The sequence below is a fragment of the Bradyrhizobium sp. 23AC genome (genome assembly GCF_054863025.1).
On the sequence record NZ_JAVAYN010000003.1, the window covers coordinates 70,889 to 84,665 of the forward strand.

A 13,777-nucleotide genomic window follows, 5' to 3' on the forward strand; every position below is an offset into this window, starting at 1 on the left:
TTCCTGCTGCGACAGAACCCGCCGCCGGACCGAGCGCTCCAGGACAGGGCCATGAGATCAAGATCCGCAAAAACATCCGAGAATCTGCTCGAGGAATTGCAGGCTGCACTCTCGCACGGCACCGTCGCGCGCCGGGTCGAGACGCTGCGCCGCGTCACCGATCTGTTCGTGGGCAACGCGGTGGATTATTCCGACGACCACATCCGCGTGTTCGACGACGTGTTCCAGTGCCTGATCGAGCAGATCGAGACGTCGGCCAAGGCGCTGCTCGCCGACCGCCTCGCACCGATCGCGGCCGCGCCGCCGAAAATCATGCGCACGCTCGCGCTCGACGAGGTCATCGAGGTCTCCGGCCCCGTGCTGTCGAAATCGGAACGGCTGGACGAGACGACCTTGATCGAGATCGCGCGCACGAGGGGCCAGGCGCATCTCAAGGCGATCTCGCTGCGGCGGGTGCTGTCGGAAGCGCTGACCGACGTCCTGGTGACGCGCGGCAACGAGGACGTGGTGCAGTCGACCGTCGGCAATCCGGGGGCGCGGCTCTCCGAGGGAAGCCTCTCCGATCTCGTCACCCGCGCCGAACGCGACGACGACCTCGCCACCTGCATCGGCCAGCGGCCGGACCTGCCGCGCCATCACTATTTGAAGCTGGTCGCGAAAGCGTCCTTGAGCGTGCGCAGGAAGCTCGAGGCCGCGCATCCGGAGCTCGTGGACGAGGTGTCGAGCGTGGTGCAGGAAGTGGCCCAGAGGGTCCGCGCTGCCGCCATGACGAAGCAGACCGAGATGGCGCGCGCGCTGGTGAAGTCGCTGCACGAGGACGGCCGCCTCAACGAATTCCAGGTCACCAGTTTCGCCGAGCAGGGCAAGTTCGACGAAACCAATGCGGGGCTCGCGGCGCTCGCCGGCGTCGCGGTCGAGACCGCCGAGACCATGATGATCGAAAGCCGCACCGAGGGCGTGATGATCCTCGCCAAGGTCGCCGGCATGTCCTGGCCAAGCGTGCGCGCCATCATCGCCATGCGCGAGAAGCTCTCCGGCGGGTCGCAGACCGACATGCTGACGCTGCGCGACGTTTACGAGGCGCTGCGCAGCTCGACCGCGCAGCAGGTGCTGCGCTTCCACCGCATGCAGCTGGGCACGACACCGGCGGCGTGAGGTCCGGCGCGGTCAGTATCTCAGGACTTTCGCCCCGACCGCCGCGCCGATTGCCGTCACCAGCGCGGTCGCGAGCGTGTACCAGGTCGCGACGAACAGCGGCGAATCGTCGGTGCAGTGCGAGGCATAGAGCGTCGCGGCAAGGCCGGCCGACACCAGGCCGGCGAGTGCTCCGGCAAGCGCCGGGCGCGACGGCGCGCCATGGCGCAGGCCGAACAGCGCCCCCGCAAGCAGCGGCAGCGACATCGCCGGAATTGCGACCAGGCACACCCTTGAGTTCTTGCCCATCAAGCGCATCGTCATCGGCATGGCCGGCGCCATCATCGCCTCACTGCCGATCGCGACCGCGAGCAGCCCGACGGGAAGCAGCAGCAGCCAGCCCCAGCCGCGCAGCAGGGCTTCGGGACGCGACAGATGCAGGCTGACGATGATGGCGGGAATCGCGAGCGACAGCGTCACCGCGAACTTCATGTCGAAGAACGGGTTGTGCATCGCGCTCATCACGTCGTGACGCACGCCGAGGAACGTCGCGAAGATCAGGATCGACAAGGGCGCGGCCACCAGGAGCGCCATGGTCAGCACGGCGCCGACGCGCGGCGCGCGATGGGCATTGTCGGCTGCGAGCGAACGGATGAGTTGATCGGTGTCCATGACTACTGGTCCCGCAGTTTAGTCGTCAGCGCCGCAAGTCCGCGATGCAGCGCGACGCGCACCGCGCCCTCGCTCATCGAAAACTTCGCCGCCGTATCCTTGATCGAGGCGCTCTCGACCGCGATCGACTGCAGCACGTCGCGCTGGCGCTGCGGCAGGGTGTTGAGCTGGGCTGCGACCTCGCCCGCGGACGCCGTTTCCTCGGGCGCCTCGCCCGGCAGGGTTTCGGCAAAATCGTCGATATTGACGAAGACGCGTCTGCCGCGCCGGCGCAGCGAGTCGATCAGCTTGTTGCGGCCGATGGCAAACAGCCAGGGCGCGAAGGGGGCTTCGCTGTCCCAGGTGTGCCGCTTCAGATGCACCGCCAACAGAATCTCCTGCACGATATCCTCTGCCTGGTCGGGAGGCTGGCCTGCCCGTGCCAGGCCTCGTCTCGCGGCAGCGCGCAGCACCGGCGTGACCGCCCTCAACAGGCGATGATAGGCCGCATCATCGCCCGCCATGGCCGACCGCATCAGGCCGGTCCATTCGTCCTCACGTCCGCGCACGCGCGCCCCTCACCATGCAATTCGGCCGTCCGTTCAATTTGTTACGGGGGTCCGACAAGATCACGAATTCGTGATATGCCCCGGTCCCCGCGACCGAACCGGCCGTAAACGTCTGCGACGGCTCATAACACCGATCGGCCCGTCCCGCACCCGGCGGCTGGCTTCACGGAGGCCGGTCTGCCCCGGTTTTGCCCGGTGTAGCCCGAAGATTCCCATTTTCTGCCCCGCTGTCGTCACGCCCCGGGGTCTCTGTTCGTTTCCGGGACGGGCGGAATTGGGGAGATCATCACCATGATGAAAGCCAGCGGGCGCGCGGCCCTGATCGTTCTGGCCGGCCTATTGTTGCTGTTCGGAGGCCTTGCACAGGCGGCCCCAAGCTCAGCCACGAGCAATTCGGAGAGCGCGGGCAAGCAGACCGACGAGGCCAAGCCGAGCAAGCACCGGCGCCATGAGTCACGCCGCACCACCACCAGCGGCAAGACAGCACAGAAATCCGACGACAAGGCCGACAAGAACGCCGCTCCGGCCAAGGCCGACAACAAGGCCGACGAGGCCAAGTCTGACAACAAGGCGGCCGATAATAACGTCCCGGCCTTGAGCCAGATGCCGCCGGCGGTCGCCAACGCCAATGCGCAGCTCGCCACCACCGATACCCCGACCGCGGCTGCGGCCTCGGCGATGACGGACCGCGCCAACACCAATGTCCAGGCAGCGGCCGATAATACCAACGCTGCGAACGCCGAGAGCCAGGTCGTCGCCCCCGATCAGCTCAACGACATCGACCGCGCCGCGCAACAGGACAGCCCGCCGGCGCAAAAGGCGGTGATTGCCGCAACCGAGGCCCAGCCCCGGCCGGCACCGGTGATGGCAAGCACCCAGCAGAGCTCGGCCTGGGACCAGAGCTCCCTGATCGGCAAGATCTTCATCGGCGTCGGCACGCTGCTGACGCTGGCGTCCGCCGCGCGCATGTTCATGGCGTGATTGCGGGCCCGATCCTGGCCTGAGAGACCTCCCCGGAACGCGCATCTTGCTGCGTGTTCCGGCGGCCGTTAGCCCCTTGAAGCTCACCGCGCCAGCGGGCACATTGCCCGCCCAATCAAAAGCGTGGGTGGAGCATGAGCACGTTCGAACACATCATCGTCGAAAGCAAAGGCGCGGTCGGCATCATCAAGCTGAACCGGCCGAAGCTGCTCAACGCGCTCTCGTTCGGCGTCTTCCGCGAGATCGCCGCGGCGGTGGACGATCTCGAGGCCGATGACGCCATCGGCTGCATCGTCGTGACCGGCAGCGAGAAGGCCTTTGCCGCCGGCGCCGACATCAAGGAGATGCAGCCGAAGGGCTTCATCGACATGTTCTCCGAGGATTTCGCCGCGATCGGCGGCGACCGTATCGCGCGTTGCCGCAAGCCGACGGTTGCGGCGGTTGCCGGCTATGCGCTCGGCGGCGGCTGCGAGCTCGCCATGATGTGCGATTTCATCATCGCCGCCGACACCGCAAAGTTCGGCCAGCCCGAGATCACGCTCGGCACCATTCCCGGCATCGGCGGTACCCAGCGTCTGACGCGCGCGATCGGTAAGTCCAAGGCGATGGACCTCTGCCTCACCGGCCGCATGATGGATGCGGCGGAAGCCGAGCGAAGCGGCCTCGTCAGCCGCATCGTGCCCGCTGACAAGCTGATGGACGAAGTGATGGCGGCGGCCGAGAAGATCGCCGCGATGTCGCGCCCTGCGGCCGCGATGGCCAAGGAAGCGGTGAACCGCGCTTTCGAGACCACGCTCGCCGAGGGCATGAGCGTCGAGCGCAACCTGTTCCACTCGACCTTCGCGCTGGAGGACCGCTCCGAGGGCATGGCGGCGTTCATCGAGAAGCGCAAGCCGGTGAACAAGAACCGGTAACGTCAGGGAACGGTCAGGCTGGTGTAAGGCTCTGCTGCGTTCCCGCAGAGCCCCCCTGTGACGAAGCTGCAACAAGCACGGATTTCATGGGGGTTTCCCCCGCGGCAGTTTGCCTGCGGGACCTCGGCTGGTTAAACAGTTAAGAGGCCACCGTCGGCGGGGGCGGACAGCCGGGGTTAAGCGGGATTACATGATTGGGCGTACCGCCAGAGCTGGTCGCGTGATGACGCGGCATCGATCGGGCGTGGGTCCTGTGCTTGCGACATGGACCACGTTGGCGCTCTGCTGCGCCCTGCCCTCCGCCGCCTGGGCCGAAGCCCTGCCGGAGGCCCTCGCCAAGGCCTACCAGACCAATCCACAGCTTAATGCCGAACGTGCGCGACAACGCGCCACGGACGAGAACGTGCCGCAGGCCCTCGCCGGTTACCGGCCGCAGATCGTGGCGAGCCTCAGCGCCGGCCTGCAATCGGTGCGCAATCTGCTGCCCGACAACACAATCCAGACCGGCAATTTGAAGCCATGGATCATCGGCGTCACCGTGACGCAGACCCTGTTCAACGGCTTCCGCACCGCCAACAACGTGCGGGCCGCCGAGCTCCAGGTGCAGTCGGGCCGCGAGGCGCTGCGCAATGTCGGCCAGGGCGTGCTGCTCGACGCGGTCACCGCCTACACCAACGTGCTCGCCAACCAGTCGCTGGTCGAGGCGCAGCGTTCCAACGTCGCCTTCCTGCGCGAGACGCTCTCGGTCACCCAGCGCCGTCTCAACGCCGGCGATGTCACGCCGACCGACAGCGCGCAGGCTGAAGCGCGCCTCAACCGCGGCCTTGCCGATCTCAACGCCGCCGAGGTCGCGCTTGCCGTCAGCCAGGCGACCTATGCGCAAGTGATCGGCAATGCGCCATCGCAGCTTCGGGCCGCCGAGGCCGTCGATCGCTATCTGCCGAAGAGCCGCGAAGACGCCATGACGATGGCAATCCGCCAGCACCCGGCGGTGATGGCCGCCAGCTTCGACGTCGATGTCGCCTCCACCAACATCCGCATCGCCGAAGGCTCATTGCTGCCGAGCGCCACCATCCAGGGCAGCGCCAGCAAGAGCCGCAACAACGACCCGACGCTGGGCACCTTCGCCGAGGACCAGGCCTCGATCGTCGCCAATGTCACCGCGCCGATCTACGACGGCGGCCAGGCCGCCGCGCAGACCCGGCAGGCCAAGGAGATCACGGCGCAGAGCCGGCTCGTGCTCGATCAGGTCCGCAACCAGGCACGCACGGCGGCAGTGAGCGCCTGGGTGGCCAATGAAGGCGCCAAGATCACCGTGTCGGCCTCGGAATCCGAAGTGAAGGCTGCGACCGTCGCGCTCCAGGGCGTGCAGCGCGAGGCCGCCGGCGGACAACGCACCACGGTCGACGTCTTGAACTCGCAGGCCGATCTGATCCAGGCCAAGGCCCGCCTGATCGGCGCCAACCGCGACCGCGTCATCGCCTCCTACACGCTGCTCAGCGCCATCGGCCATCTCGACGTCAAGACGCTCAGCCTGAACACGCCGGATTATCTGCCCGAGGTTCACTACCACCAGGTCCGCGACGCCTGGCACGGGCTGCGCACGCCGTCGGGGCAGTAGTTCAATCTATCGGGCCGGTGCCCATGAAAAGCCGCCGCATCCATCTGACGGGCGCTTCGGGCTCCGGCGTGACGACGCTCGGCCGGGCGCTCGCGGGGCGGCTTGCGCTGCCGCATCACGATAGCGACGACTATTTCTGGCTGCCGACCGCGCCGCCCTACCAGACGACGCGCCCGGCCGCGGATCGGCTACGCCTGATGCGCGAGATGTTCCTACCGCGGCACGACTGGGTCTTGAGCGGAACCGCCACCGGCTGGGGCGACGAACTTGTCGCGTATTTCGACCTCGTGGTCTTCGTGGTCACGCCCCGCGAACTACGGTTGACGCGGTTGCGCGCCCGCGAGGCCGCGCATTTCGGTGCTGATGCCGTCGCACCGGGCGGCTGGCGTCATGAGCAGACCGAAGCCTTCGTCGAATGGGCTTCGCATTACGAGGCCGGTGACCGCGACGGCCGCAGCCTCGCCAAGCACGAAGCCTGGCTCGCGGGCTTGCCCTGCCCAGTCGTGCGCGTCGACGGCTCACGCGCGCTTGCGGACCTTGTCGAGCAGCTATGCAACGAAGCGCAGCTTCGATCCGGCTGATGTGATACCGTCCCGGCACACTGCCAAATAAAACAACCAGGGAGAGAAACCGTGCTCAATCGACGCAGCGTCCTGCTTGCCTCCCTCGCCGCCGGAGTAGCCATGACCAACAGAGCCCACGCCCGCGCGGCGCAGCCTGCGACGCCGGTCAATTTCGACGTCCCCGCGCATGCCTGCGACTGCCACACTCACATTCATGGCGACGTCGAGAAGTTTCCGTTCTTCGCCGGGCGCGTCTACACGCCCGAGCCGGCAAGCCCCGAAGAAATGGCTGCACTGCACAAGGCGCTGCATATCGAGCGCGTGGTGATCGTCACCCCCAGCGTCTACGGCACCGACAATTCGTCGACCTTGTTCGGCATGAAGGCACGCGGCGCCAATGCGCGCGGCGTCGCCGTGATCGACGACAAGACGACCGAGGCACAGCTCGATGCGATGCAGGCGGACGGTTTCCGCGGCATGCGCCTCAATCTCGCAACCGGCGGCGTCAACGACCCCAATGTCGGCAGGTCACGCTTCACCACCGCCGTCGAGCGCATGAAGGCGCGCGGCTGGCACGTGCAGCTCTACACCACGCTTCCTATGATCTCGGCGATCAAGGACCTCGTCGAGACGGCGCCGGTACCTGTCGTGTTCGACCATTTCGGCGGGCTGGAAGCTTCGCTCGGCCTGGAGCAGCCGGGTTTCTCCGATCTCGCTGCGCTGGTGAAGTCCGGCAAGGCCTATGTGAAGATCTCCGGCGCCTATCGCTCGTCGAAGCTCGCGCCCGACTATCAGGACATGGCGCCCTATGCACGTGCGCTGATCGCGGCGAATCCGGACCGCATCGTCTGGGGCACCGATTGGCCGCATCCGGATTCGAGCCGTGTCGAGGGACGCAAGCCCACCGACATCGCGCCGCTCTATCAGATCGACGACGGCCGCCTGCTCAACCAGCTTCCGGTGTGGGCACCGGATGCCGATGTCCGCAAGAAGATCCTGGTCGACAACCCGGCACGACTCTACGGATTTTGACGGTCAGCGCGCGCGCCGCGAGAAGAACGAGATCAGGACCGGCAGGGTCACGAGGATCACGACCGGCGCCAGCATCATGCCGGTGACGACGACGACCGCGAGCGGCTTCTGCACCTGCGAGCCGATGCCCTCGGACAGCGCCGCCGGCAGCAGGCCGACGCCGGCAACGACGCAGGTCATCAGCACCGGCCGGAGCTGCAACTCACCGGTGCGCACCACCGCGCTCGCGCGGTCCATGCCCTCCTCGATGAGTTGGTTGAACTGCGACAGGATGATGATGCCGTCCATCACGGCGATGCCGAACAGCGCGATGAACCCGATCGCTGCGGAGACGCTGAACGCAGTGCCGGTAATCAACAGGCCCAGCACGCCGCCGAAGATCGCCATCGGGATCACGCTCATCGCGAGCAGCGTGTCGGTCATCGAGCCGAAATTGAACCAGAGCAGCACGCCGATCAGCGCCAGCGAGATCGGCACCACGATCGACAACCGCCGGATCGCGTCCTGGAGATTGCCGAACTCGCCGACCCATTCCATGCGCGAGCCCGGCGGCAGCTGCACCTGCTCGGCGATCTTCTGCTGAGCTTCGCTGATGGCGCTGCCGAGGTCGCGCTCGCGCACCGAGAACTTGATCGGCAGATAGCGTTCCTGCTGCTCGCGATAGATGTAGGCCGCGCCCGAGACGAGGCTGATGGTGGCGACCTCGCTCAGGGGGATCTGCGTGACGGTGCCGTTCGGCCCGGGTGCGCCGATGCGCAAATTCTGGATCGCCTCGGCACTGCGGCGGTATTCCGGCGCGAGGCGGACGATGATCGGGAAGTGACGATCGGAGCCGGACTCGTAGAGATCGCCCGCAGTGTCGCCGCCGATCGCAACCTTGATCGTGGCGTTGATGTCGCCCGGCGCAAGGCCGTAGCGCGCGGCCTTGGCGCGGTCGATATCGATCTGGACGGTCGGCTGCCCGAGCGAGGTGAACACAGCAAGGTCGGTGACGCCCTGCACCGTGGCCAGCACCGACTTGATCTTGTTGGCGGTGTCGGTGAGCGCCTGAAGGTCGCTGCCGAACAGCTTGATCGAGTTCTCGCCCTTCACGCCGGAGACGGCTTCGGAAACGTTGTCCTGGAGATATTGCGAGAAGTTGAACTCGACGCCGGGGAAGCGATCGTCGAGCTGCTTGAGCAGTTGCGCGGTCAGCTCTTCCTTGTCGCGGGTCCCGGGCCATTGGCTGATTGGCTTGAGCGGCGCGAAGAACTCGGCGTTGAAGAAGCCGGCTGCGTCGGTGCCGTCGTCGGGACGGCCGTGCTGAGACACGACGGACTCGACCTCGGGCCGGGCGCGGATCACCTTGCGCATCTCGTTGACGTAGCTGTTGCCTTCCTGGAGCGAGATGGTCGGCGGCAGCGTGGCGCGAATCCAGAGATTGCCCTCTTCCAGCTTCGGCAGGAATTCGAGGCCGAGCATCCGGCTGAGCGCCACCGTCATCAGCACGAGGCCGACCGCACCGCCGAGCACGATGTTGCGGTTGGCGACCGCCCATTGAAGCAACGGCGAGTACAACCGGTGCAGGATCCGCATCACCCTGGTCTCGGTTTCCTCGACATGCGCGGGCAGGATGATCGCGGACAGCGCCGGCGTGACGGTGAAGGTCGCAAGCAGCCCGCCGGCCAGCGCATAGGCATAGGTGCGGGCCATCGGCCCGAAGATGTTGCCCTCGACGCCCGACAGCGTGAACAGCGGCAGGAAGGCTGCGATGATGATCGCCGCGGCGAAGAAGATCGAGCGCGAGACGTCGGCGGCCGCGCTGAGGATGGCGTGGCTCTTCATGCCGAACAGCGTCTCATTGGACATATGCTCGGTCTCGGACATCGGCGTCGTCTGGGTCAGACGGCGGAAGATCGCCTCCACCATGATGACGGTGGCATCGACGATCAGGCCGAAATCGATCGCGCCGACCGACAGCAAATTGGCCGATTCCCCCCGCAGCACCAGGATGATGACGGCGAAGAACAGCGCGAACGGAATGGTGGCGCCAACGATCAGCGCGCTGCGCAGATCGCCGAGGAAGATCCACTGCAACAGCACGATCAAGAGAATGCCGACCACCATGTTGTGCAGGACGGTGTGGGTGGTGAGCTCGATCAAGTCCCCGCGGTCGTAGATGCGCTCGATGCGCACGCCGGGCGGCAGGATGCTGGAGTTGTTGATGGTTTGAACGAGCTGGTGGACACGCTTGATGGTTGGCGAGCTCTGCTCGCCGCGGCGCATCAGGACGATGCCCTGCACGATGTCGTCGGACTCGTCGAGGCCGGCGATGCCGAGGCGCGGCTTCTGGCCAACGGTGACGGTGGCGACGTCCTTGACCAGCACCGGATTGCCGCCGGTCTGCGCCACCATGGTATTGGCGAGATCGTCGATCGAGCGGATCAGGCCGACGCCGCGAACCACGGCCGATTGCTGGCCGATATTGACGGTGTTGCCGCCGACATTGACGTTGGAATTGCCGACCGCCTGGAGCAATTGCGGCAGCGTCAGACCGTTGGCGACCAGCTTGTTGAAGTCGACCTGGAGCTCATAGGTCTTGCTCTTGCCGCCCCAGCCGGTGACGTCGATGACGCCCGGCACGGCGCGGAAGCGGCGCTGCAGGATCCAGTCCTGGATGGTCTTGAGATCGAGCACGCTGTAGTTCGGCGGACCCACGAGACGGTAGCGGAAGATCTCGCCGATCGGGCTGAGCGGCGAGATCTGCGGCTGCACGTTGCCCGGCAGCGGCGCCAGCTGCGCCAGGCGGTTCAGCACCTGCTGCAACGCCTCTTCGTAAGTATAGGCGAAGGAGAATTGGATTTTGACGTCGGAGAGACCATAGAGCGAGATGGTGCGGATGGTCGTGATGTTCTTCAGGCCTGCGACCTGGGTCTCGATCGGGATCGTGATGTAGCGCTCGATCTCCTCCGCCGACAGCCCCGGGCTCTGCGTCACGATGTCGACCATCGGCGGGGTCGGATCGGGATAGGCCTCGATGTTGAGCTGGTTGAACGCGATGACGCCGCCGATCAGCACGGCGACGAACATCCCGACCATCAGGAAGCGCCGGTTGACGGCAAGGGCGACGAGACGATCCATTCAAGCTTCAGTTTGTCTGCAATTTTTTGGGTCGTCGATCAGCTGCCGGACGCCGCGCGGTCGATGAACAGGCTGCCTTTGGTGACGATCTGCTCGCCGGGTTTCAGATTGCTGGTGACCTCGACGAGGTTGCCGTTGATGAGGCCGATCTTGATCTGGCGCAGCTCGACCGACTTGTCCTCGCGCGCGACCCAGATGCGGACCCTGTCGGCTTCATAGATCAACGCCTGCTTCGGCACCGCGGGCGCTGCGCGATCGCCGGCCGAATAGATCGTGACGTTGGCGAACATCTCGGGCTTGAGCAGCCCGTCCTTGTTGTCGATGGTGGCGCGAACCTGCAGGCGGCGGGTGTTGGGGTCGATCGCGGCAGCGACGTAATTGATCTTGGCGGTCAAGGGGCGGCCCGGCAGTGCCATCACGTTGACGGTGATGTCCTGGCCGATGCAGACCGCGGCGGCGTCGCTCTCGCGCACGAAGGCGGTGAGCCAGACCGTGGAGAGATCGCCGACCACGAAGACCGGATCGCTGGCGCCGGAATTGACGTACTGGCCGGGGCCGATCTTGCGCTGCACGACCGTGCCCGCGATCGGCGAATAGATCGTGACTTCCGGATTGATGGCGCCCTTGTCCTGGAACGCCTTGATGGTCTCGTCGGTGAAGCCGAGGATGCGCAGCTTGTTGCGCGCAGCTTCCAGCGCGGTCCCCGAGGAGCGCATGTCGTTCCGCGCCTGAACCTGGGTCGCTTCGGCCTGCTGATAATCCTTCAGCGGAATGGCATGGCCCTCGTAGAGGTCCTTGGCGCGCTTGAACTGGATGTCGGAGAGCTCGAGCGCCGACTTCGCCTTGTTCTGCGAGGTCATCGCCGCGATGAAATCGTTCTGGGCCTGCACGGTGTCGGCGGCCTCGATCGTGAACAGCGGTTGGCCCTGCTTCAGCATCTCACCCGGCTTGGCCAGCAGCTTGGTGACGCGGCCGGCATAGGGCGAGAACACCGGTGTCGAGCGGTCCTCGTCGACGGCGACCTTGCCTTCGGTGACATATTCGGCGCGGAAGGCCTTGGCCTTGACCGGCTCGATCGTCAGCGTCGCCCATTCGGACGGCGTCGGCGTGAAGTTCTGGGCATTCCTGCGTGACTGGCTGGAGATCTCGGAGTGCTTCTTTTCCTTGGACCCGGAAGAGAGGAAGCCGTAGGCCCCGGCGCCGACACCGGCAAGAGCTAGTAAAACTACGGATGTGATCACCCGTTGTTTTGTAAACACCTGCAATCGCTTGGTATTTTCAACTACCATGGAGCCCGGTCGTGTCTGCGACGATCTCGGCAGATGCCTGCCTTATCGGTTGCGCTAATAGTGCCGAATTGGGAGTTCAAACAACCTAAAAAACGCAGGGCGCCTTTCGGTTTGCGTTAAAATTTCGCGACATGTCAGCTTCACGTCAGCTTCGCGCCGGCCACTGTGCCGGATGACTGCCGAGCGGCATTGCCGGACGGCTCCATTGCGCCGGCGTCTTCGACAGCATCGCCGAATGGCGCACCGCCTTCAACATGCCGAAGCCAGATGGCATGCTCTCGATGAACGCAGCATGTACGGCGTCGCCCGTAAGATCCGGGGTGTTCAGTCCGCGATCGAGGCGGCCGAGATTCCAAAGCCAGCGTCCGGTCTGCGCCAGCGACACACGCACGTGCCAGCTGCCGCCGTCGCGCGCCTGACGCACCTTGGCCATCATCGCGCCGAACGCCATCAGATAGCCAGTGGCGTGATCAAGCATCTGTGCCGGCAATTCCTTGGGACCATCGAGACCGGCAGCGCGTCCCTCGGCATGATTGAATCCGGTCGTGGTCTGCACGAGGGAATCGAAGCCGCGCCGCTCGGCCCAGGGGCCGGCGTGGCCATAGGCCGACAGCGTCACATAGACGATGCCCGGATTGATCTGCGCGGCATCCTCGGGTGCGAAGCCGAGGGCGGCGAGCGCGCGCGGGCGATAGCCTTGCGAGAAGATGTCGGCGTCCCGCAACAGTTCGCGCAACTGCGCCTTGCCCGTCTCGCTTTTCAGCGCGATGAAGGTGGTGAGCTTGCCGCGGCCGGTGTCGATGGTGAGCCAGGGAATGGCGGGCAGTTCCGGCCCTGACACCAGCAGCACATCCGCACCATGCGCGGCGAGTGTGCGGCCGGCGACGGGCCCCGCGATGACGCGGGAGAGATCGAGCACGCGCACGCCTGCAAGCGGACGATCGCCTTTTGGCCACGGCTTTGGCGGGGCCTCGCCGATCTTCTCGATCGAGAGCAGCGGCAACTCGGCGAGCGCGCGCGCCTGCGGCAGCGCCGACCATTCGTCGTAGGAGCGCATAAGCGCAACGACGCCGCCCGCGGCGTAAGCCGCAGTCTCGAAATCCTCGCCCTTCCATTGCATCAGCGCGGCCTGCACCTTGTCGCGCTCGGGCTCGCAGCTGAGCACCTTGCAGACGGCGTCGCGGTGATGCGGGAAATTGGTGTGGCAGCGAACGAAGCGATTGTCGGCGGTCTTGTAGACGCCGGCGATCGCGTCCCAGGCGGACGGCGGCGGCTTGTCGTCGAGGCGCAGATAACGCTCGGAGCGGCATTCGGCGACGGCGTGGCGGATGTCGACGCTTACGTCCTGCGTCTGCCCGCTGCGCAGCCGCCAGATCTCAGCGGCGGCAAGGCCGGCCGCGGCGATGGTCGTCTGTCCGGCGATCGCGACCCGGAACGAGGACGGAAGCTGAGGCTCCTCACCGCTCAGCCGTACGCATTCGAGCGCCCGCGCATCACCCCCGGCGGAGGTCCAGATGTGCTTGAGAATGTCGGCAGGGCTTTGCATGGCCGCTTCTCTCCCTTAGTTTTTCAAGCGACCATCCATCAGCACATAGGGAAATGCAATGGCCGCCATCGACCCCCTTACCGCAGGCGCCGTGTTCATCGCAACGGCGGCCACAGACGCGGTCTATGTCATGTTCACCTCGGCCGTGATCGCGCGCAAACGCATGTCAGCGGCGAACTGGAGCGCCGTCTGGTACATGCTCTCCTCCTACGCCGTGATCAGCTACACCGAGAACCCGTTCTATGTCGCTTTCGCGGCAATCGGCTCATGGGCTGGCGCCTACGCCTCGCTGACCTTCCTGCATCGCCCGCCCGGCGGCCCGCCGGTCGGCGCGGCGCCGGAGTGAGGAGGCCCCAC

At 65.9% G+C, this 13,777-nt stretch carries 12 protein-coding genes; 7 read left to right on the top strand and 5 right to left on the bottom strand.

Features of this window, described 5'->3' with window-relative positions; all coding sequences use genetic code 11:
• Positions 1–51: 51 nt before the first annotated feature.
• Positions 52–1,155 carry a DUF2336 domain-containing protein gene (locus RAD10_RS08785; protein ID WP_461617134.1) on the top strand — a complete coding sequence of 368 codons (1,104 nt, stop codon included), beginning with the start codon at positions 52–54 and terminating at the stop codon, positions 1,153–1,155.
• A 12-nt stretch (positions 1,156–1,167) separates the two neighbouring features.
• Here RAD10_RS08785 and RAD10_RS08790 read toward each other — a convergent pair whose 3' ends face one another.
• Positions 1,168–1,806, bottom strand: coding sequence for an NrsF family protein (locus tag RAD10_RS08790; protein WP_461617135.1), 639 nt, complete (start codon positions 1,804–1,806; stop codon positions 1,168–1,170).
• Between the two features lie 2 nt (positions 1,807–1,808).
• Positions 1,809–2,354 (bottom strand): sigma-70 family RNA polymerase sigma factor, encoded by a 546-nt coding sequence (locus RAD10_RS08795; protein WP_028143185.1) that lies wholly within the window; start codon positions 2,352–2,354, stop codon positions 1,809–1,811.
• A 291-nt stretch (positions 2,355–2,645) separates the two neighbouring features.
• Here RAD10_RS08795 and RAD10_RS08800 point away from each other — a divergent pair, with 291 nt between their 5' ends.
• The 5 genes from RAD10_RS08800 (at position 2,646) to RAD10_RS08820 (ending at position 7,465) form a co-directional block, all read left to right on the top strand.
• On the top strand, positions 2,646–3,335 hold the full coding sequence (locus tag RAD10_RS08800) for a hypothetical protein (protein ID WP_461617136.1): 690 nt from the start codon (positions 2,646–2,648) through the stop codon (positions 3,333–3,335).
• Between the two features lie 134 nt (positions 3,336–3,469).
• The gene (locus RAD10_RS08805) at positions 3,470–4,249 is read left to right on the top strand and encodes an enoyl-CoA hydratase (RefSeq protein ID WP_028143187.1); all 780 of its coding nucleotides are present in this window, start codon (positions 3,470–3,472) and stop codon (positions 4,247–4,249) included.
• A gap of 223 nt (positions 4,250–4,472) precedes the next feature.
• On the top strand, positions 4,473–5,870 hold the full coding sequence (locus tag RAD10_RS08810; protein WP_049801717.1) for a TolC family outer membrane protein: 1,398 nt from the start codon (positions 4,473–4,475) through the stop codon (positions 5,868–5,870).
• A 23-nt stretch (positions 5,871–5,893) separates the two neighbouring features.
• On the top strand, positions 5,894–6,451 hold the full coding sequence (locus RAD10_RS08815; RefSeq protein WP_461617137.1) for a P-loop NTPase family protein: 558 nt from the start codon (positions 5,894–5,896) through the stop codon (positions 6,449–6,451).
• A gap of 51 nt (positions 6,452–6,502) precedes the next feature.
• Complete coding sequence (locus RAD10_RS08820) at positions 6,503–7,465, top strand: amidohydrolase family protein (RefSeq protein WP_461617138.1); 963 nt, start codon at positions 6,503–6,505, stop codon at positions 7,463–7,465.
• A 3-nt stretch (positions 7,466–7,468) separates the two neighbouring features.
• Here RAD10_RS08820 and RAD10_RS08825 read toward each other — a convergent pair whose 3' ends face one another.
• From RAD10_RS08825 to RAD10_RS08835, 3 genes are all read right to left on the bottom strand, one after another.
• Positions 7,469–10,585 carry an efflux RND transporter permease subunit gene (locus RAD10_RS08825; protein WP_461617139.1) on the bottom strand — a complete coding sequence of 1,039 codons (3,117 nt, stop codon included), beginning with the start codon at positions 10,583–10,585 and terminating at the stop codon, positions 7,469–7,471.
• A gap of 38 nt (positions 10,586–10,623) precedes the next feature.
• A complete protein-coding gene (locus RAD10_RS08830; protein ID WP_461617140.1) occupies positions 10,624–11,874 on the bottom strand; it encodes an efflux RND transporter periplasmic adaptor subunit in 1,251 nt (416 codons plus the stop codon).
• A 145-nt stretch (positions 11,875–12,019) separates the two neighbouring features.
• The gene (locus RAD10_RS08835; RefSeq protein ID WP_461617141.1) at positions 12,020–13,420 is read right to left on the bottom strand and encodes a CoA transferase; all 1,401 of its coding nucleotides are present in this window, start codon (positions 13,418–13,420) and stop codon (positions 12,020–12,022) included.
• Positions 13,421–13,478: 58 nt separating this feature from the next.
• Between RAD10_RS08835 and RAD10_RS08840 the strand changes: the two genes are divergently transcribed.
• Positions 13,479–13,766: a hypothetical protein gene (locus RAD10_RS08840; protein ID WP_212251384.1), complete on the top strand. Its 288-nt coding sequence runs from the start codon at positions 13,479–13,481 to the stop codon at positions 13,764–13,766.
• Positions 13,767–13,777 lie beyond the last annotated feature (11 nt).